Here is a 19,461-nt window from a genome sequence, read left to right on the forward strand (position 1 = left end):
AGGTAGTACTAGATTTGATACTTTGGAAGTAATAATTTTTAAATAATGCTCTAATTTCGGGAGTATCATAATTTGTGTATAACCATTTAACTCCTCTTTTATCGGCTTTTTCAAGACAGTTGAATAATTTCACTTGTTCAGTAAAACCAAAAACTCCTTTGTAAAAAGATGATATAGTGATGTTTTTGCCGTTGTAATAAGGTGGATCAATAAATACAAAATCATCTTTCTTGGCGTTGGCAATTATTTTTTGATAATCAGTACACAATAAGAGATGTTTGTTTTTTTGAAAATGTTTTTGTAAGGAGAATAAATCATTTAAATTTAATAGGCTAGTTTTATATTTAGACTTATAACCAAAAGTTGTATATAAGGATGCATTATCTTTGTATCTTAAAATGCCACGAAAACAATATTTACTTAAAATAAAGAAAAGTGCTGCTTTGGTTAATCTTTTTTTATTTTTAGTTAATAAATGATTATATTGCTTTAATAAGGTTTTAAAAGCTTCTTTTTGTTGTTTTTGTTGTGATTTGGGATATTGATAAATAAAGTTTTCAACAGCTAATGCTTTATTATAAAAATCTGGGAGATTGTATAAAACGCTTTTCCATATTTGGATGAGTTGTGTGTCATTATCGTTTAAAACGGCTTTTTTAGGCATTAAGGATAAATATAAGGCGCCAGTTCCTAAAAAGGGTTCGTAATAAGTTTTAAATTTTTTAGGAATTAAAGGTAAAAGATGTGGTAATAATTTCTTTTTGCAACCAACCCAATTAATGAATTTTTGCATTTTTGTATTCCTTAATCCATAAATAAAATAAAAAGACAATATCCGATATAAGACTGATAAATGTATTAGCTTTAACGCCTAATTGAAAATTAAAAGATAAAGTCATAATATTAGTGATAATAAAACCAATATAGGTGAAACTTAAGATAGTTAAAATAATTTTAGGATTCAACTTCATTTATATTTCCTTTCTTAATAAAAAAAGACCTTATTCGGGTCTTTTTATTTTTTTAATTTATTGATGGCGATGTTTTTAATATTTTCTACTTGTCTTAAGGTTAAATTTAGTATTTGGGATATTTCGTGATTAGAATAACTAGGTTGATAATCTTCGTTGATATTTCCTAAAGGAACTCCAAAATTTAATCTAATGACGTTAAACTCCTTTTTACTTAATTTGGTTTTTAGCTTCTTTAAAAAGAGTTCATGATGAATTTGTTTTAACCATAATTGATGAGGGTTAAGGATTTGATAATGCCATGTATGTTTTTCTTCTTGAAAAGAAGGGTTATTGGTTTTATGAATCTTTTGAGGAACGGAAGGTGAATGACTTTTTCTTATTAATTCTCTGATTTCTGATTTGATAGTTGGTGTCGCATAAGCGATAAAGTCATAACCTAAATCTACATAATTATCTAAAGCCTTGATTAATCCTAAAACCCCTTCTTGGTATAAATCATCTTTTTGAAGTACGCATGGGTAATATTTAAATTTAGAAACTAGTTTTTTTACTAAGGGCAAATGTAAATCGATTAATTGATTACTCATTTCTAAATTCTTTTTACTTTTTAAAAAATCTTTAAATAATTTTTCTCTTAACATTTAATTCCTTTCTAAAAATATTTTTAGAAAAGATAGGAAATTATTTTTTAGTCTTTGAAAAGAAAAAAAGACTAACTTAATAGTTAGCCTTAAAGAATTTTTAAAAAATAAAAAGTGTCTAAAGTTTTGGAACAGTTCACTTAAATCAACGCACTAAATTATGGTACCAACATCGAAAAAAATACATCAACGCTTCTGAAATCGCTTCCATTATGGGTTTAGATCCCTTTCGTTCCATGGAACAATTAGTTCATGATAAACTCTTTGGCACCACTTTTACCTCTAATCAATATACTCTTCATGGACAAAAACTAGAACCCATCGCACGTCAATTTTTCATTCAAAAAACCAAATTAACCTTTGAAGACGCTATTTTTATGGATGATTATCACCAACAATTTTCCGCTTCTTTAGATGGTTATAATTCTCAAACCAATACTTTATTAGAAATTAAATGTCCTTTTGTTAATGAAAACCAAGAAATATCATCCACTTGGACTAGTTTTTTAAACAATCCCTATCTAGAAAATATCCCTCAATACTACTGGGCCCAAGTTCAATGTCAACTCTACTGTTCTCAAGCGAACTTAGCTTACTTTTTTAGTTTATTTCAATGATGATGATTTTCATGTTGTTCGGATTTATCAAGATAAAACATTTATCACTAAAATGATTAAAGATATTTAAAAATATTTAGAATTACTACACAAAACAAAACAAGAATTATTACAAACAACTTATTTAAAACAATTAAGTGAAATTAAATAATTAATATTTTTAGACCTTCAATTTGAAGGTCTTTTTTTTATGCCCAAATTAAAAATCAAAGGAGAAAAAAATGACGAAATTAATCGTTTTTGAAGGACTCGACGGGAGTGGAAAAACTTCTCTTATCAATTCTCTTCAACCCCAATTAAAAACCCCTCATCAACTTTATCAAGGTTTAGGGAGCAGTTCTATTGGGAAGGAAATTAGAGATTTATTTTTAAATTTTCAACAAGTAGATTATCTCACTCGTTTTTATTTAAGTCTCGCGAATATGGCTCAAATCCAAGCGGAATTATTTAAAAACAACCAATTAATCATCTTAGACCGTTGGTTACCATCCGCTTATGCTTATCAATTATTTCCTTTTTCCAAGGAAAAGAAACAACTTCCCCCTTTAAAAAAGATCTTTAAGTTAAATCATGAAACTATCTTAAAAAACCCGATTTATTAATTTATTTAGATATCGATCCTCTCATCGGAAGAACTAGAAAGAAAAAACAAAAAAACCATCAAAGAGATCTCATTGAAAGACAATCATTAACTTATTTTCAAACCGTTCGTCAAGGATACAATCATTATCTCACTCATTATACTAGTGGAGTTAATAAATTAATTTTAAACGGAAGTGATTCTATCAAATCCAATGTCAAACAAATTATTAAACAAATAGGAGTACTATCAAATGTCGATCATAACTAAAAAGACCTGTCAAAACAGCAATACTTACATCTATTTTTCTAATGGAAAAATCAAAACCATTCATAAAGATGGCACCATTACTTGAAAAACAAAAAGAATTTTTAAAACTAAAAAAACCAACAAAAGACCTTAATTTAAAGGTCTTTTTTTATTTAAAGAAAGGAATATCAAATGTTAAATAACCAAGATTTTTTTAATATTCAAAAATTTAATACTAATATCCAAACTGTGGAAATCTTAAAATGTTTTTTTAACAAAGATGCCTTTAATCTTTCTATTAACGAATATATGAAAACCAATTACCAACAATTAAACCATTATTTTAACCAAAATAACATCAACTTAATATATAATAAGAAAAGACCTCTATTTTATAGAGGTCTTTATTGTTTTAAGGTTGATTGGGGTAGTTTGCTATTTCTTGTTCTTTTTGTGCAAGGAGTTCTTTGTTGTCGGAAAGTGTGGATTGTATCAAATCTTTCATATCTTTTACAAAAAGTGCGGTTTTGTCGTCTTGATTGATGAGACTTAATGTTTTGAGGTCATCAGAGTCAAATTTGGTACCTTCCATTAAATAACGTGATAAATGGGAAGCTTTGGGAGCATAACTTAATTTAAAATGTTTTATTATGTCATTGTCAAAGCCCCTTTTTTCTAAATAATTGAGGACTTGTTTGTTGTGTTTTAATTGATGGGAATAAAAATCTGCTGCTTCTTGCATGATGTTGTAGAATTTATGGTATTGATGGGTGCTTTATTGGGGGGGGGGGAGTTGGTAGCTTCTTCTTTATTTTCTGTGTAAGTTCCTTTATTGGGGGTATAGTTAGGTTTGTAAGAGGTTGGGGTTGGTATTTGTTCTTCTTGGGGCTCTTTTGTGTTTTTAAATGCTACTGTAACAACTACACAAACAACTTCAGTAGAAATAAAAATAAGTAATAAAATAGTCCATAAAGTATAATTAGGTTGTTTTTTATTTTGATACATTTTTGTCTCCTTTGGGTTTAATAGGACACAAAAAAATCTCCCTTACCTTTATTTTACTCTTTTTTTTTTTTTTGAGTAAAAAACGTTAAAAATAATGTAATTATTGATTTTTTTTATTTTTTTAATGTATTAAAGTTTAAATATTTAAATAAATGTTAAAAAAGTAAAAAAAATATTAATTATTTTATTAAATAAGGTATAAAATATAGACGGATGATTATTTTTTGGTAATAATTTCAAGATCAAATCACCCTTCAAATATATATAAAATACATAAAGAAATATAAAAGGAGATTTTCAGTTAAATGAACATCAAAGAAAAAGCATTAGAAATACATGAAAAAAATAAAGGTAAAGTAGGTATTGTAAGTAAAGTAAAAGTACAAAACTTAGATGATTTAGCATTAGCTTATACTCCAGGAGTAGCAGAGCCTTGTTTAAAAATTAAGGAAAATCCTAGTGATGTTTATCGTTATACTATGAAAGGCAATATGGTAGGTGTTGTTACAAATGGGACTGCAGTTTTAGGATTGGGTAATATTGGTCCGAAAGCTTCTTTGCCAGTAATGGAAGGAAAAGCTATTTTGTTTAAGGAATTAGCAGGGATTGATTCTTTTCCTATTTGTATTGATTCTACTGATTCTCAAGAAATAGTAAATATTGTGTCTAAAATTTCAACTGTTTTTGGAGCAATTAATTTAGAAGATATTAAGTCGCCTCAATGTATTGAAGTTGAAGATGCTCTTAAAGCTAAACTTGATATTCCTGTTTTTCATGATGATCAACATGGTACTGCTATTGTAGTTGCTGCAGGAATTCTAAATGCTTTAAAAGTAGTTAAAAAATCTATTGAAGATGTTCAAGTAGTTATTAATGGAGCAGGTTCTGCAGGGATGGCAATTGCTAAAATGTTTTTGTTATTAAAAGTTAACAATATTGTTTTAGTTGATAAAACAGGAGCTTTATATAAAGGAGTAGCCAATCTTAATGAGCCGCAAAAAAAATTAGTTGAAGTAACTAATAAATATCAAGAAAAAGGAACTTTGAAAGAAGTACTTAAAGGAAAAGATATTTTTGTTGGTGTATCTGCTCCTGGTATTGTTACAGCTGAAATGGTATCTACTATGGCAAAAGATGCAATTGTTTTTGCTCTAGCTAATCCAGTACCAGAAATTATGCCAGATGAAGCTAAAAAAGGTGGGGCTAGAATTGTTGCTACTGGGAGATCTGATTTTCCTAATCAAGTAAATAATTGTCTTGCTTTTCCAGGTGTTTTCCGTGGGGCATTAGATGCTAAAGCAACTCAAATTACCGAAGAGATGAAAAAAGCTGCTATTTATGCTCTAAAAAACATCATTAAAGAACAAGATTTAAATGAAAATAATATTTTACCAACTTCCTTTAATAAAGAAGTAGTTAAACAAATTGCTTTGGCAGTTTGTAAAGTAGCTAAAGAAACTGGAGTAGTAAGAAAATGAGTATAGAACAGGAACAAAGTTCCCCAGATAATAAAGAAAAAAATAATAATAAAGATAATAAAGACTCTAAAAAAGTTAATAGTATTTTTGTTCCTCAAAAAACTATTTTAGGTTTTAGTGTACCACTTTTTTGTTTGATGAGTTTAGTAGTTTTTGTGCAAGTTTTTGTTTTGGGATTTGTAAGTTTTCAAACTACTAAGAAATTTAATCCTGCATTTCATCCATTAATTACCCCTTTATTAATAGCTATGCTTTTAGCTGCTGTTTTACAAAAAATAGGTGCTAAAACTCCCCTCTTAAAAGATATTGGAGGTGGTTCTATTTTATGTATTTTAGTACCTTCTATTTTGTTTACTTATCCTTTTTTTAAAGATGATTCTATCTTTTTGCAAATGCAAAAGTTTATGCAAAGTATTATGAAACATTTAAATGCTGAGTCTATAACAGTAAAAGAAACTCAATATACTTATAAAGCTATTGGTTTTGCTAATTTTTTCGTTTCTGCTTTAATTATTGGTAGTTTTTTAAGTATGGATAAAAAGTTATTAAAAAGTTCTTTTAAAAAATTTATTCCTTTAATATTAGTATCTTTGCTTACTGGTGTTTTAGTTGTAGGAACTTTGGGGGCTTTATTAAATCCTATTGGAGGGCTAGAAAATGCCTCTCAAACTTCTAAAGGGGGCTTTTTAGATGCTGTCTTTTATATTTTTGCTCCTTTAGCAAGTGGTGGTATGTCATCTGGAGTTACTCCTTTAAAAAATGCTTATGCTGGGCAGAATCTAGATTGGCAAGAACCTTTTATGTCTCATATGACTCCTGCTTTATTAGTAGGAGGAATCTTTAGTATTTTTGCTTCTGGGATTATTAAGAAATTTTTGAAAACTGCTAAATATAGTGGTTATGGTAAATTGGAAGTTAAAGAAACTCTAAAAAATCCAGATAAAAATACTTCTAAATCAGTTCCTGAAAAATTAAGTTATCCTCAAATAACTGCAGGTTTAATTGCTATTTTTACTTTATATTTATTGAGTGTTTTAATAAAAGAATCCTTAATTTTATTATTACCAAATATTAAAAAATACCTACCAGAATATATTGTTTTTTTAGTGTTTGTAGTTGTTTTGATGAAATTATTTAATGTAGTATCTGATTATTATAATAGTTGTATTAATCAAGCTTCTAAATTTGTTACTACTAATTTTACATCTGCTTTTTTAGTAATTTTAGGTTCTAGTATTCCAATGGAATATATGTTAAAACAATTAAATGTTAAATTTGTCTTTACATGTATAATGTGTGTATTATCAGTTGCTTTAGTAGCAGGGTATTTAGGCAAAAAGTTAGGTTATTATCCAGTAGAATCATCAATTACTGCAGGGCTTTGTACCAATAGTATTGGAGGTGCTGGTAATGTTGCTATTTTATCAGCTTCTGATTTGATGGGATTAATGCCTTTTGCTCAAATAGCTACTCGTATTGGTGGAGCTTTAGTAGTAGTGGTAGCTAGTATTACTTATCCTTTGTTATATTAATTATATTTTATATATATAAATATGAAAAATATTTATCATAAGTATTTATGATTATTTAATATTATTTTAGTATTTTATTATTAGGTTATTTGATTGAAATTATTGCAATGCAAAATAGCTAACATATTTATATCAAAATTATAAAACATTTTTAACTATTGCGGTGCCCTTCGATTTGTTTATGCTAATAGTTGGGTGCCGTGAGATTTTTAAACACAAAAAACTATAAAAAACATTTTGCTAATTTATTTGTATTATAAACATTTAAAAATTAAGTTAAATATGTTTTCTTTATACAAAATTTATTTATAAATGTAGAACAAATTTAATTTACTTTTTAAATGTAGATAAATGTAGAGTTTTTATAATGCATCTTTTAATTGTAATAATTACTCAAAATAATAACAATTATGTTATGTATATAAAAACACTTACTAAAAACATTTATCAATAATGTTATAATAATAGTATATAAGAGGTTTTAAAAATCTTATTTTTGCCCTTAAACATTTACTATTTTTATTTTTTGATATTCAAAGAAATGATTTGTTTTTTTCAACCATATTTAATTAAACAAAAATATGAGTTTTTTTACAAAATTACTACAGGAGTAATGTATGTTTCCTTTGTTGGCTAATTTAATTACTGTTTTTAGGATTGTTTTAGTGTTTGTGCTTTTGCCTTTGATGTGTGTAAGTGAAAGTGAGCCTGAATTTGCCAATGTTTTGACTTTTCAAATTATCTTTATAGTGGCTGCTATTACTGATTATTTGGATGGTTATATAGCTAAAAAATATCAACAACAAACTGTTTTTGGTAAGTTTTTTGATCCTATTGCCGATAAATTATTAGTTATTATCACACTTTTTTATATTTGTCAATGTCGTTTGTCTGCTACGCAAGGAACTTTTTTATTTGCAGATACTCAAATGCCTAAAAAATTTTTTACTGCTGTTATTATGATTATAGTGATTAGAGAATTTTTAGTAACAGGAATAAGATTGGTAGCTTCTAATAAAGAAGGAGTTGTTATTAGTGCATCTTTTTGGGGCAAAGCCAAAACCGTTTTTACATTTGTTGCCATCATTTGCCTTTTTTTTGGGTTGTATACTTCTTCTACTTTTGCTTGTGATGCAAATTTAAAAAAATGGTTTGGATATCTAAGTAATATAGGTGATATTTGCTTGCTTGTTTCAGTTGTTTTAACTATTGTTTCTGGTTTTGATTATTTTTTTAAAAATTATAAAATTATTCGTAAAAATTTTGCTCCTGAGTAATTCATTTTTTTGATCCTCACTGTACCCTATTTTTTTAAAATATTTATTTTCTAGTTTTTGGGGTTCAGTGAGATCTTTATTTTGTTACTGCTGTTTTTATTATATTTTAAAATCTGTCTTTTATATATGTTTCTAAATTTTTACATTTATCTTTAATAATTATTTTCATCTTGCTCTTTTATCTTTATTATTTTACTTACAATATTTAAAAATTATATTTCATCAAAACTAAAATAAAAAACCAAAGGAAAATTATTTATGCAAAATACACAAAACAAAAACGATTTAGAAGAAACTATTAAGGAAATTGAAAAAAAGTTTGTTAAAGGTAGCATTATGTAATTCAACTCCAAAACTCATAAAAGAATTGAATCTATTTCTACTGGTTCTTTGTCGTTGGATATTGCCTTAGAAATTGGTGGTTATGCTAAAGGAAGAATTATTGAAATTTATGGTCTTGAAAGTTCAGGCAAAACTACTTTAACTTTGCATGCCATTGCAGAGGCCATAAAAAAGGGAGGTAATGTTGCTTTTATTGATGCAGAACATGCCTTAGACCCAGGTTATGCAAAGGCTATTGGAGTAAATCTTGATAAACTTTTAATCTCACAACCTGATTCAGGTGAAAAAGCTTTAGATATTGCTTGTAGATTAATTGCAAGTGGCAAAATTAGTCTTTTGGTAGTTGATTCTGTAGCAGTATTATTTCCTGAGGCAGAATTAGTAGGCGATATGGTTAATATGGCTATGAGTTTGCAAGCACGAATAATGGGGCAAGCCATGCGTAAACAACTGATACAGTTGTTATCTATATTAATCAACTTAGAGAAAAAACAGGGATGGTTTTTGGTAATCCTGAAGTAACTCCAGGTTTTAAAGCCTTAAAATTTTTTGCTTCTTTGTGTTTAGACATTAGAAGAGCAGAAACCCTTAAACAAGGGGACCAAGTTGTAGGGATTCGTTCCAAAGTAAAAGTAGTTAAATCGACAATTTCATCTCCTCTTAAAACTGCTACTATTGATATTATTTATGATAAAGTTATTGCTAAAATGATAGAAGTAATTGATTTAGCAACTAACCTTAATTTGATTCAAAAAAGTGGTTCTTGGTATAGTTTTAAAGATGAAAAAATTGGTCAAGGAACAGAAAGTGTTAAAAAATATTTAACTAATAATCCTAAAATTTATAATCATTTGGTTGCTGAAATTAAAAAAAGATATAATATTAGCAATTAATCTAAATTATTAATTGAAATTAATTGATTTTTTATTTTTATTTTAAATTATGCAAATATAATAAAAAGCTAGCTTTTTGAAGCTAGCTTTTTTGTTATTATTAAATTATTATTTTGTTAATTTATTAGTTTTTAATCTTTTTTGTTAAGAATTAAAGTTTTGTTTTGGAAACGAATATTAGTTTTGCTTTTCATTTGATTCCAAAAACGACTTGCTACTTCAAAAATAGTTTCGTGAGTTAAGTGTTTGATATTGCCAATATTTTTGCCATAAATTTGGAAATGGTCTTTTAATAATTTTAATAATATTGGAGGATTAATATTGTCTTTTTTGCCTAAATTAATAACTACTTCTATAAAGTTGCTATTTGCTCTTTGGTAAGAGTTATTGCCGTAAGAGTTGTTAGAACCATAAGAATCAAATCTAGATTCGCCACCAAAACGTGATCTGGTAAAAGAATTGTTAGTAGTCATTCTTGGAGGAAGGATGTCAGTGTAATTTCTTTCTTTTGGTAAAAAGTTTTTCAATAATCCTTGGATAATTTGTTCAGAAGAAAAAGTTTCTAATAACTTTTGTGCTAATGGATTTGGAGTAGCGTCTTCGTTGTTTTTTTCAATGATGTTTAATAGCTTTTTTTCTAAATCTTTGGCATTTTGTAATTTGATGCTTTGAACAGAAGGAATATCTAGTAAAGTAATTTTTTCTTTTAAGTAGTATTCTAATTTTTTAAGTTGGCTTACTTTTCTGGGGCTAATTAAACTGTAAGCTAAACCTTTTTTGCCAGCTCTTCCAGTTCTTCCGATACGGTGAACATAAACTTCGTCTTCGTGTGGTAAGTCATAGTTAATTACCATTTTGATGTCAGAAATGTCAAGTCCTCTTGCAGCTACATCAGTTGCAATTAAGATTTTGATTTTGCCTTTACGGAAATTATTCATTACATATTGTCTTTGATTTTGTTTTAAATCACCGTGAACTGCATCAGCTAAAAAGCCTTTGTCTTGAAGGTAGGCTGTAATTTCGTCAACATCTTTTTTAGTGTTTGCAAATAAGATAGCTGAATAATCTTTTTTTAAGTCTAGTAAACGTACTAATAATTTAGCTTTGTCAACTTCTTTTACTAAAAAGTAATTTTGTTCGATTGCATTAACTGCAATGTTTTTAACAGGAACTTGTAGGATTTTAGTGTCTTTTTGGTATTTGCTTGCTATTTTTTTAATAAATTGAGGTAGAGTTGCTGAGAATAAAACAGTTTGTCTTTCTTCTGGAATCTTTTTTAAGATTGTTTCTAAGGCTTCTTGGAATCCCATTTTTAACATTTCATCTGCTTCGTCAAGAGTTAGAATTTTTAGTGCTGAGAGGTCGATTTTACCTCTTTCTAGATGGTCAATTGCACGTCCAGGAGTAGCAATAATTAAATGAGGTTTAGCTTCTAGGGCTCTAAATTGTTTGGTGTAAGATTCACCACCATAAACAACAGCGATTCTTATTTCTGGATAAAATCTTAGTAATTTTTTTAATTCTTCGTATACTTGGAGAGTTAATTCTCTAGTAGGGCATAAAATTAAACTTTGAGTTTTTTGGATTTTTGGTTCAATTTTTTCGATAATGGGAATACCAAAAGCAAAAGTTTTTCCTGTTCCTGTTTGAGCTTGTCCAATTACGTCGTGTCCTTTTATAATTTCTGGAATTACTAAGGCCTGAATTGGAGTAGCATCAATAAAATTGAGTTCTTTTAAAGCTTTTTTAGTTTGCTCTAAAATAGGTAATTGTTCGAATAAAGTATTCATAAATTCCTCATCTTTCTTTTTAATTTAAAAATTAAATTATACAGATATAAATATAAAATGTTTGCTAAGTGCACAAAAACACTAAACCCTTTTTATAAGATATTTTTAAACCCTTTATGATTTCAAGTTATTGTTTGGAGTTGCTAAATAATTAATAATCTTGAAAAAAAGAATCATTTTAAAAACTATCAACTGTGTATTTGCTGTCATTTTTACTTTAAGTAAAAAATTTGTAAGACTTAATATTTTTAGTTAAGACCCTAATAAAAAGTATTTTGGTATTTTGCTTTTATAACAATTATGGTTGGAGTAATAATTTTATTTGTGAAATAAAGTTAAATAATTGTTCAAAAGTAAAAAGTTACACTAATTTATAATAGTTTTTTGATTTGTAACATTTAATAATTTTTTACTGCATCTTTAATATTATACTTTATTATACTTGTAAATTAATAAAAAAACAACTATGTTGGAATTAAAAGTGTCTTTTTGTTGCTTTTATTATGTATTTGTTGAAATATTGGAGGTAATAAATAAAAATAAGACTCTCATTTATTGAGAGCCTTATTTAGTATATTTGATTATAGAAGTTTATCTCTTTCTTCTTTAGTGATTGTTTCTTGTTCTAATAATAAATTAGTAATTTGATCTAATAAGTCTTTATTTTGTGAAATAATTTCTTTTGCTTTAGTATAACATTTTGCAATAATTTTTTTGATTTCTAAATCTATTGCTGTTTTATCGGAAAACTCAGAATCCTGGCTCACTCCTAAACTACTCATACCATATTTAGTAACCATTAAACGAGCTATTTTTGTTTCTTGTCTAAAATCATCATAAGCCCCATTAGAAACTTCATTAAAAATTATTTCTTCAGCTACGCGTCCACCCAAATAAGATGTAATTTGAGCTAGCATTTTTTTATCAGAAGTAAAAAAAGTTTCTTTTTCTGGCATTATTAAATTATAGCCACCAGAAGAGCCTCGAGGAATAATAGTTATTTTTTGTACCTTTTGTGCGTATTTAAGTTTTAATCCAATAACGGCATGTCCTGCTTCATGATAAGCTACAATTTTTCGTTCTTCTTCGTTGTATTTGATTGATTTTTTGGCAGAAACCATCAAAACACGGTCAATTGCTTCTTCTAATTCTTCTAAAGTAATTACATTTTTTTTATTTCTTACAGCCAAAATTGAAGCCTCATTTAGAACAACTCCAAGTTGTGCTCCTGACATGCCTGGAGTTTGTTTAGCAATAGAAGTAAAATCAATGTTAACATCAATTTTTTTATTTCTGGCATGAACTTGTAAAATTGCTTTTCTTGCTTTTACATCAGGAAGACCTACAATAAATTGTTTGTCAAATCTTCCTGGACGAAGTAAGGCAGAATCTAGTATATCAGCTCTATTAGTTGCAGCCACCACAATAATACCTTGTGATTTAGTAAACCCATCCATCTCAGTTAATAATTGGTTGAGAGTTTGATCTTTTTCTTGCCCTCCGCTAGAATCATGACCCCTTTTGCCTCCTAAAACATCTATTTCATCAATAAATAAAAAACAAGGATCATTATATTTAGCTCCTTTAAATAATTCTCTTACACGAGAAGCCCCAACTCCTATATATCTTTCTACAAATTCAGAACCAGATACTGCATAAAATGGTACTCCTGCTTCTCCTGCAAGAGCTTTTGCAAGTAAGGTTTTGCCAGTACCAGGAGGACCCGATAATAATACTTCTTTAGGAATGCAAGCTCCCATAACAGCATATTTTTGGGGTTGTTTTAAAAAATCAATCAATTCTTTCATTTCTTCTTTTTCTTATTCATTTCCTGCAACATTTTTAAAACTAAATAAAGATTTTTGTGAAGAAGAAATTTTAGAATTAGATTTTAATTTTCCAGAATTTCTACGTAGTCCATGAATAATATAAAATATAAAAATCATAGAATGTAGATATACTATAGGACCAAATAAAACCCTTAATAAATTAGTTTTTTTTGTAGTATTCAAAAGGTATTTTAATTTTGTTTTCTTCTAAAAAATCTTTCTTTTTGTTAAAAAAACGGTCATCTGTAATTAAATAATAAGTGTCATTTTGTTTTATAATTTCTATTTTATAAATAGGTTCTGAATGAATAAAATCATTTTCTTTTTTGATAAAATTAATGTTTTTTATTTTTTTTGTATTTTTATCTGTTATTTTTTCTAAAATAATTAAATTTGCTTTTGATAATGCATTGGATTGTGGATTTACAGAAAAGATTATATTTGAATCTAAAGCAGTTTGAAGATTTTTTTTATCTTCTTCCGATATATCGCTATTTTCAATGATTTGCAATAAATTTTCTTTTTCAGAAAAATTAATTTGTTTTTTGGCTTTAAGTTTGTTTAATGCTTCTTGCGCCATTTTATAGCTTTTTAAATTTTGTATTTCTTCATCAATGTATTCATCTATAGTATTATGACTTATCTTAGTTCCTGAACTTTTAAAAACAACATCACTTAAAAAAACAGGAGCAATTGATAATAAAAGAAATATAAACCAAATGCTACAAAACATAATTACTATAAGTAATGTTTTTTTAGTATTAAATTTTTTCAAAATGTTCATATTATTATTTATCCTTGATTATGTTTTTTTGATTTGGTCTATATCATTTAAAAGTTTGAAATAAGATTGAAAAAAATTAGTTTCTAATTCATTAGAAGGGTTTTGATAATTTTTTATTTTTTTAAAATTCATTAACATATTTTCTAAAGTGTTTATAGATTCTTGTTCATTACAATTGTCTATATGGAATCCATTATTAAAACCATTATATGTTTCTTTAAAAGTTGCAAATATATCTAAAATATTATTTGAAGGTAAAGCTTCAGGAACTATATAATAAGGATTAAAAATTGATTCTAAATTATTTAATTTTCCTTTGATTAAATTTATAAATTGCTCTTTGCTCATTGCATTTTGTGTTTGATTTGGGTTGATTGGCTCAGGAATTAATATAATTTCTTTTTTATTATTTTGTAAAAAACTATTTATTTTATCTAATAAAGGTTGGAATTTTAATTTTATTTTTTTTTTATTGAATGCGAATTGAGCTTCTCTTTTGATAGGCAAATTTGAGCAAACATATTTGAATTCATTACAATCTTTAATTGCGTTAATACTTTTATAAAGGTTTGACAAAAAAACATTATAATGTAAACTTTGATTTGTTAACAATGAGTCAAATAATTCTTTAATGTTTTGTGCTCCTTTTTTAACTTCATCATTATTATCTTGTTCTTCTTCTATTATTTTTTGGGGTGGTGTATTGTTAATTCTAAATGTTTCAAATTAATTAAATAAATCATTAATTAATTTTATTTGTTCTTCTTTGTGGAATAAGTTTGCAAAATCAATGTTATTGGTATAAATTGTTTCCCAAGTGGAAGGTATTTCAGCTTTTAAGTCTTCTGTAATTTGTTTATTTTTTATAAAATCCAGGATTAAAAAAATTGAGGATTTGATTTTAGGGTTTCTGTTATTTCAAAAGGATTTTATGCATCCGTTAAAGAAAGTGATAAACTTTCAAATAAATCTTTAAGTTTATTAATTAAATTAATTTCTACTTGATTTGGGTAATTTGATTCTTCAGATTGTATTCTTTGATTTGTGTTTTGTTTTTTTGCTTCTTTAATTTGGGGATCTTTTTCAGAAATAAAAATATTAATTTTAGAAATAATATTTTTTATTTTTTAATGTGGGTTGCTAAGTTCTTTATATTTTGTTGTTTGGGGTGTTTTTTGGTTTTGGGTTTCATTTTTATTTAAGTTTTTATTTAAATGTTTGTATGTAAAATAAAAAGCAAAACCAGTTAATAAAGATAATATTAAAATAAATAATATAATTTTAATTTGTTGTTTAGAAAAATTCATATAGTATAAAATAATCTTTCATATTTTTTTGATTCATAAAATTATTTTTTTAAAATATATTGAAATTTATTCTTATATGATATATTTATTTTTAGGGTTTACAATATTATTTGTTAAATTATAGATAATAAAAGTTCGGATATCATATTTTTTATCCTCTTTAGGGATATTTAATTTTTTCATAAAATTAATAAAATCATTTTGGTTGTATTTAAAATTTAAATAAGGAACTTTGTCTTCGTAGCATTTTAAATTTATATCAAAAATGGGCATATTATTATTTTGTGCCCTAGTAAGTCTATCTTTGGATCCTGTTATAAATTCTTTTGTTCTTTCGGTGTACCATTGGTGCCCTTCTTGCTTTTGTTTTATTTTTTCTTGAGCTTTGATTGCATTTTCTTGGGATTGTAATGTTTTTTCTTGAGCTTGGGAAGTAAATTGAAGTTCATCTTTAAATGTTTCACAAATTAATCTTAACCAATCAAAATTAATTTCTAAATTTTTAGTTATAAAGCGTATATAAGGTGTTTTAGAAGATATATTGCTATTTTTCAATATTTTTTTATATCAATATTATTGATTGTGTTTATAAAAGAATATTTTTCATTATAGCAATTATCATTATTGTTACAATTTGTATTTAATAATTCATCAGTGGCATCTGGTTTGCTAGTTTGTATTAATGAATAGTCAGCTTTAGAAATTTGACAACCATATTTTTCTTTAGGTTTTGCATTTTCGTATTCTAAATTATATAAATTATTTTTGCCTTCAGTCCAAATGATATAATATGATGACAAAATTTTATTTAATGTTTCAAAATCTTTTTTTCAAAGAAATTTATTTTTCCATTAATATATTTTTGAGTGGGATTCATTCCTTCAAAAAAACAATACTCTCTTATGATATTGTTTTATAAATCTGGATAAATTAAATAAAGGGCAACAGTTATTTTATTAATATTATATTTTTTAATTGGGATGGATTTTGTTTCGGTATTTCGGAATTTATAATTTTTTCTTTTATATTTGGATGTTTTTCAAAAAAAGAATTAAATGCAAGTTCATTTTTATTTTCTAATTTTTGATTTTCTTCTTTGATTTTTATTTTGTGTTTTGCGTCCAAATATGTCCAAATAATTATTAAAATAGATAAAACAGTAATTATGGATATTGTAATAGTAATATTTTTTTTATTTAGGGTTTTCATTTTTTAGTTACCTTTCATTATAAATTTACCTCCTTACCTTTATTTTACTCTTTTTTTTGCGTAAAAATCGCTCAAAAACAGTTAAAAAAGTGAAAAAAAAGATACTTTTTGCCATATTAAAGGAGGTGATTTCAATTATATAATAAAAAAAAAGACTCTCATTTATTGAGAGTCTTATTGATTTGGATTAATTTTTAATATTGTATATTTCTTTTAAAGCATTTTCGTAAGGTTGGATGTCTATTTGACTAAATTTATTTTTAGTTTGTAAATTTTGAAATAAATTGTTATGCCTTGTAATTGCTAAAGTTTGATCCTTTTCTAATTGTTTGTTTTGTTGACTTAATTTTTGTAATGTATCACCAATGCGATTAATTTTATCTTCTATTTTTCTTTTTTCTTGTTCGTTTGCTTCTGCGTATTGTCTTTCTAAAACTTTTATATCTTTATTTATCTTTTTGCTGCTTAATGATATGTCATCCATTTTGTTATTTATTTTTAAAATATTTTCGTATGATTCTTTTTCGTCTTGAGACATGAAAGACATTTGTTGTTGTTGGTATTGTTTGCGTAGTTCTTTTTCTTTTGCTTTTATAGGTAGAATTTTTGGTAGTTCTTTAAGTTCATTATTGGTAATATATTTTAGTCTTTTGTTAAAATTTTCTTGTGAGACTTCTATTTTATTATTTATTTCAGTTTTATTGTTATTTTGTGATGAGGTTTTTAATAACATCGCATCAGAAGTGAATAATTGAGGTTTTACAAAGAAATAAAAAGTTGTAATTCCAATTAAAATTAAAAAGATAGTTGTAATAAGGATATATTTTTTGTTGCGGGTCATTTAGTTTGCTTTCTATTTTAAAAAGTGCTATTGTGTTTATCTTTGGTTCTTAATTTTATTTTATCATTTTTTTATTATTTTAATAATTTATTATTTTAAAAGTTTTTTTATATTATAAAGTTTTTGGGGTTGTAAAAAGATGAGTTAATGTTTTAAAATATGGGTTTGTCAGTAATTAAATAAATGTATGATAATTGTAAATTGAGTATAAAATTTAGTTCTTTGGTGTATATTTCTAACATTTTTTCTTGAAATTGTTGAGTATAATGGATTTTATCTATTGTGTGTTTTTGGTTTTTTTGGATATTTAAATAACTATTATAAATAAACCCTAATCCTTGTTTTTCAAAAAGTGGAGTTTTAGGATGATTACTATATTTGCTTTTAAAATCTTTCCAAGTTTTAGTTAATAAATCATGGAGTATTTCATTTTTTATTAAGTCATAATTGTTTCTTGTTGTCTTTGTTAAAATATTAGAATTTATTTGAGGATGATATTTTAGTTCTTTTTCTTTGGATATTTGTAAATTGAGTGTTTTTGGTTCTTCTTAGTTTATTTCTAATGTTATTTCTTGTTGTATATGTGGATATAGAATTAAACCTAATAACAATATACTTATAATTACTAAGAATAATAAAACTTTAATATTTATTTTCAAATTATTTATTTTTTTTATATATTGAAGGGACAAGTGTTTCCCCACATTTATATTATAACTATTATTATGTAAAAAGTCATTATATAAACAAAAAAGACTATCATTTAAGATAATCTTAATATTGTTTAAGTAATTTTTTGTTAGTTTGGGATGGGGGATTGTGTTTAAATTCATTTTTATACCTCCTTTCTTTTATATTTTAGGTATATTGGTTGGTTGGGGTGTTGGGTTTTATGCCTAAAATATTTTGGGAGGGTAAAATATTTTGGGTATTTTTTAGTTTTTGAGTAGTTCGTTTATTTTGGATAGTTTGTTTTGGTAGTCGGAAAGGGATTTTGGAGACGGTCTATTGTTCTATTAAATTGTGTTTCGAACATTTCAACTGATTTAATTTGACCATCTAATATACCAATTTCGCGTTCTAAACTTTCAATTTCAATTTTGGATTCGGCAAAGTTGTAATTCAATTGCCATTTTTTGTTCGGGGGTTAGGTTTGGTTTGCTTTTTTGTGTTTGTTAGTTTGTTAGTTTGGTTTTATGTTCGTTTAAACGTGTTGTTTTTTCATCTCTTTGTTGTTGTGGTTTTATTTGGGTGATTTTTTCTTTTTCAGTTTGATAATTTTTAATTGAATCTTGTGTGGTTTTAATACTTGCTTCAATAGTGGTTTTGAAGTTAAGGACCATTTCTAAATCATAAAGTTCCCCTTCGTATTCGTATTTCTTTTCGTTTGTTGTTTGTGGTTGTGATGTGGGTGTAAATGTTTGAGAAGGTAAGTAAGGATTTTGGTTGCTTTTACTTCCTGTATAAATTCCTTCGTTATTACTGTAATCAGGTTTGTAAGATTGTGTGGGTTTGGGGGATGTTGGTGTGTCATCAGGTTTAGTGTTTTGATTAAATAAAACTAAAACTTACCCCCATTTAAGGATGCTTTTTTTCTTTTTTATATTATTATTAATTATTTATAATCACATTAAAATTAATACAAAATACATAATTATTAATATAAAATTAATAAAAATATAACAAAATGAAAATATAGGGTTGACATTCAACAAAAAAAGTAATACAATATTATTGGCAATCGTTAATGTGAGTGCCAAGAGGTGATGAATATGCTTTCAGATAGAAAAAAATTAATCTTAAAGGCTGTAGTGGAAAACTATTCACAAAAAGGACAACCCGTAGGTTCTAAACTGCTTACCCATTTGCCTTATCTTAAATTTGCAAGTGCTACTATTCGTTATGATATGGTGCAATTAGAAAAAGAAGGGTTTTTACAAAAAAATCATACTTCTAGTGGTAGAGTGCCTTCTTTTAAGGGCTATACTTACTATCTAAACCATTTATTAACACGTGATCATGATGTTGCTTGTATGTTTGAAAGCATTGACAAAGTGATTCAAAAAAAGCGTTTTTGTAAAGGACAAGTAATTAAAGAAGCTCTTAGTTTGTT

Annotated in this window: 21 protein-coding genes and 3 pseudogenes; 8 read left to right on the top strand and 16 right to left on the bottom strand. The window is 26.2% G+C overall.

All coding sequences use genetic code 11. From position 1 onward, the window contains the following. The 3 genes from OYV_RS02060 to OYV_RS02070 all read right to left on the bottom strand — a co-directional run. On the bottom strand, window positions 1-793 hold a 793-nt coding region (locus OYV_RS02060; protein WP_172642349.1), incomplete at its 3' end, for a DNA adenine methylase. After that, window positions 777-971 carry a hypothetical protein gene (locus OYV_RS02065; protein ID WP_017193465.1) on the bottom strand — a complete coding sequence of 65 codons (195 nt, stop codon included), beginning with the start codon at window positions 969-971 and terminating at the stop codon, window positions 777-779. The genes OYV_RS02060 and OYV_RS02065, both read right to left, overlap by 17 nt. A gap of 44 nt (window positions 972-1,015) precedes the next feature. Then, a complete protein-coding gene (locus OYV_RS02070; protein WP_042068054.1) occupies window positions 1,016-1,615 on the bottom strand; it encodes a sigma-70 family RNA polymerase sigma factor in 600 nt (199 codons plus the stop codon). A gap of 185 nt (window positions 1,616-1,800) precedes the next feature. On the opposite strand from OYV_RS02070, the pseudogene OYV_RS02075 reads away from it, so the two are divergent. The 3 genes and pseudogenes from OYV_RS02075 (at window position 1,801) to OYV_RS05525 (ending at window position 3,082) form a co-directional block, all read left to right on the top strand. Then, window positions 1,801-2,383, top strand: a pseudogene (locus OYV_RS02075) (lambda-exonuclease family protein). A gap of 70 nt (window positions 2,384-2,453) precedes the next feature. Further along, a complete protein-coding gene (locus tag OYV_RS05520; protein WP_052360400.1) occupies window positions 2,454-2,834 on the top strand; it encodes a dTMP kinase in 381 nt (126 codons plus the stop codon). Window positions 2,835-2,857: 23 nt separating this feature from the next. Then, on the top strand, window positions 2,858-3,082 hold the full coding sequence (locus OYV_RS05525; protein WP_269077279.1) for a hypothetical protein: 225 nt from the start codon (window positions 2,858-2,860) through the stop codon (window positions 3,080-3,082). Window positions 3,083-3,473: 391 nt separating this feature from the next. Here OYV_RS05525 and OYV_RS02085 read toward each other — a convergent pair whose 3' ends face one another. Together OYV_RS02085 and OYV_RS02090 are read right to left on the bottom strand one after the other, a co-directional pair. Beyond that, window positions 3,474-3,803 (bottom strand): hypothetical protein, encoded by a 330-nt coding sequence (locus tag OYV_RS02085; protein WP_042068056.1) that lies wholly within the window; start codon window positions 3,801-3,803, stop codon window positions 3,474-3,476. Beyond that, on the bottom strand, window positions 3,767-4,066 hold the full coding sequence (locus OYV_RS02090; RefSeq protein WP_042068057.1) for a hypothetical protein: 300 nt from the start codon (window positions 4,064-4,066) through the stop codon (window positions 3,767-3,769). The genes OYV_RS02085 and OYV_RS02090 overlap by 37 nt, the downstream gene beginning before the upstream one ends. Before the next feature lie 305 nt (window positions 4,067-4,371). Here OYV_RS02090 and OYV_RS02095 point away from each other — a divergent pair, with 305 nt between their 5' ends. The 4 genes and pseudogenes from OYV_RS02095 to recA all read left to right on the top strand — a co-directional run bounded on the left by OYV_RS02095 (window position 4,372) and on the right by recA (window position 9,588). After that, complete coding sequence (locus OYV_RS02095; RefSeq protein WP_042068059.1) at window positions 4,372-5,544, top strand: NAD(P)-dependent malic enzyme; 1,173 nt, start codon at window positions 4,372-4,374, stop codon at window positions 5,542-5,544. Continuing rightward, window positions 5,541-7,076 carry a 2-hydroxycarboxylate transporter family protein gene (locus OYV_RS02100; RefSeq protein ID WP_172642350.1) on the top strand — a complete coding sequence of 512 codons (1,536 nt, stop codon included), beginning with the start codon at window positions 5,541-5,543 and terminating at the stop codon, window positions 7,074-7,076. Before OYV_RS02095 ends, OYV_RS02100 begins: the two co-directional genes overlap by 4 nt. A 617-nt stretch (window positions 7,077-7,693) precedes the next feature. Then, on the top strand, window positions 7,694-8,353 hold the full coding sequence (gene pgsA / locus OYV_RS02105; RefSeq protein WP_011161060.1) for a CDP-diacylglycerol--glycerol-3-phosphate 3-phosphatidyltransferase: 660 nt from the start codon (window positions 7,694-7,696) through the stop codon (window positions 8,351-8,353). Between the two features lie 366 nt (window positions 8,354-8,719). Beyond that, a pseudogene (recA, locus tag OYV_RS05580) lies at window positions 8,720-9,588 on the top strand (recombinase RecA). Between the two features lie 131 nt (window positions 9,589-9,719). Here recA and OYV_RS02115 read toward each other — a convergent pair. The 11 genes from OYV_RS02115 to OYV_RS05005 form a co-directional block, all read right to left on the bottom strand. Beyond that, a complete protein-coding gene (locus OYV_RS02115) occupies window positions 9,720-11,378 on the bottom strand; it encodes a DEAD/DEAH box helicase (RefSeq protein ID WP_042068060.1) in 1,659 nt (552 codons plus the stop codon). Between the two features lie 581 nt (window positions 11,379-11,959). Further along, window positions 11,960-13,186, bottom strand: a complete 1,227-nt coding sequence (locus OYV_RS02120) for an ATP-dependent metallopeptidase FtsH/Yme1/Tma family protein (RefSeq protein WP_081931919.1) — start codon at window positions 13,184-13,186, stop codon at window positions 11,960-11,962. Window positions 13,187-13,367: 181 nt separating this feature from the next. Further along, on the bottom strand, window positions 13,368-13,991 hold the full coding sequence (locus tag OYV_RS02125; RefSeq protein WP_042068061.1) for a hypothetical protein: 624 nt from the start codon (window positions 13,989-13,991) through the stop codon (window positions 13,368-13,370). 18 nt (window positions 13,992-14,009) lie between these two features. Then, window positions 14,010-14,603, bottom strand: a complete 594-nt coding sequence (locus tag OYV_RS02130) for a hypothetical protein (protein WP_042068062.1) — start codon at window positions 14,601-14,603, stop codon at window positions 14,010-14,012. Window positions 14,604-15,118: 515 nt separating this feature from the next. Beyond that, window positions 15,119-15,298, bottom strand: coding sequence for a hypothetical protein (locus OYV_RS02135; RefSeq protein ID WP_042068064.1), 180 nt, complete (start codon window positions 15,296-15,298; stop codon window positions 15,119-15,121). Between the two features lie 72 nt (window positions 15,299-15,370). Next, window positions 15,371-15,853 carry a hypothetical protein gene (locus OYV_RS02140; RefSeq protein ID WP_042068065.1) on the bottom strand — a complete coding sequence of 161 codons (483 nt, stop codon included), beginning with the start codon at window positions 15,851-15,853 and terminating at the stop codon, window positions 15,371-15,373. After that, window positions 15,850-16,098 (bottom strand): hypothetical protein, encoded by a 249-nt coding sequence (locus OYV_RS02145; protein WP_042068066.1) that lies wholly within the window; start codon window positions 16,096-16,098, stop codon window positions 15,850-15,852. The genes OYV_RS02140 and OYV_RS02145 overlap by 4 nt, the downstream gene beginning before the upstream one ends. A gap of 148 nt (window positions 16,099-16,246) precedes the next feature. Continuing rightward, window positions 16,247-16,507 (bottom strand): hypothetical protein, encoded by a 261-nt coding sequence (locus tag OYV_RS02150; RefSeq protein ID WP_042068067.1) that lies wholly within the window; start codon window positions 16,505-16,507, stop codon window positions 16,247-16,249. 187 nt (window positions 16,508-16,694) lie between these two features. Further along, a complete protein-coding gene (locus tag OYV_RS02155; protein WP_042068068.1) occupies window positions 16,695-17,348 on the bottom strand; it encodes a hypothetical protein in 654 nt (217 codons plus the stop codon). A gap of 955 nt (window positions 17,349-18,303) precedes the next feature. Then, window positions 18,304-18,474 (bottom strand): hypothetical protein, encoded by a 171-nt coding sequence (locus OYV_RS05000; protein WP_172642351.1) that lies wholly within the window; start codon window positions 18,472-18,474, stop codon window positions 18,304-18,306. Window positions 18,475-18,523: 49 nt separating this feature from the next. Then, entirely contained in the window at window positions 18,524-18,691 is a 168-nt protein-coding gene (locus tag OYV_RS05005; RefSeq protein ID WP_172642352.1) for a hypothetical protein, read from the bottom strand. 429 nt (window positions 18,692-19,120) lie between these two features. Here OYV_RS05005 and OYV_RS02165 point away from each other — a divergent pair. Then, window positions 19,121-19,461: pseudogene (locus OYV_RS02165) on the top strand (heat-inducible transcriptional repressor HrcA); the annotation flags it as partial.

The sequence above is a fragment of the 'Chrysanthemum coronarium' phytoplasma genome (genome assembly GCF_000744065.1).
Taxonomy (GTDB): domain Bacteria; phylum Bacillota_I; class Bacilli_A; order Acholeplasmatales; family Acholeplasmataceae; genus Phytoplasma; species Phytoplasma asteris.

Bases quoted from the DNA above. Each gene is read 5' to 3' on its own strand.
- OYV_RS02115 (WP_042068060.1), bottom strand. From the start codon at position 11,378: ATGAATACTTTATTCGAACAATTACCTATTTTAGAGCAAACTAAAAAA.
- OYV_RS02095 (WP_042068059.1), top strand. From the start codon at position 4,372: ATGAACATCAAAGAAAAAGCATTAGAAATACATGAAAAAAATAAAGGT.
- OYV_RS02155 (WP_042068068.1), bottom strand. From the start codon at position 17,348: ATGACCCGCAACAAAAAATATATCCTTATTACAACTATCTTTTTAATT.
- OYV_RS02135 (WP_042068064.1), bottom strand. From the start codon at position 15,298: ATGAATTTTTCTAAACAACAAATTAAAATTATATTATTTATTTTAATA.
- OYV_RS02065 (WP_017193465.1), bottom strand. From the start codon at position 971: ATGAAGTTGAATCCTAAAATTATTTTAACTATCTTAAGTTTCACCTAT.
- OYV_RS02100 (WP_172642350.1), top strand. From the start codon at position 5,541: ATGAGTATAGAACAGGAACAAAGTTCCCCAGATAATAAAGAAAAAAAT.
- OYV_RS02090 (WP_042068057.1), bottom strand. From the start codon at position 4,066: ATGTATCAAAATAAAAAACAACCTAATTATACTTTATGGACTATTTTA.
- OYV_RS02070 (WP_042068054.1), bottom strand. From the start codon at position 1,615: ATGTTAAGAGAAAAATTATTTAAAGATTTTTTAAAAAGTAAAAAGAAT.
- OYV_RS02120 (WP_081931919.1), bottom strand. From the start codon at position 13,186: ATGAAAGAATTGATTGATTTTTTAAAACAACCCCAAAAATATGCTGTT.
- pgsA (WP_011161060.1), top strand. From the start codon at position 7,694: ATGTTTCCTTTGTTGGCTAATTTAATTACTGTTTTTAGGATTGTTTTA.
- OYV_RS05520 (WP_052360400.1), top strand. From the start codon at position 2,454: ATGACGAAATTAATCGTTTTTGAAGGACTCGACGGGAGTGGAAAAACT.
- OYV_RS02125 (WP_042068061.1), bottom strand. From the start codon at position 13,991: ATGAACATTTTGAAAAAATTTAATACTAAAAAAACATTACTTATAGTA.
- OYV_RS02085 (WP_042068056.1), bottom strand. From the start codon at position 3,803: ATGCAAGAAGCAGCAGATTTTTATTCCCATCAATTAAAACACAACAAA.
- OYV_RS02150 (WP_042068067.1), bottom strand. From the start codon at position 16,507: ATGAAAACCCTAAATAAAAAAAATATTACTATTACAATATCCATAATT.
- OYV_RS05005 (WP_172642352.1), bottom strand. From the start codon at position 18,691: ATGGTCCTTAACTTCAAAACCACTATTGAAGCAAGTATTAAAACCACA.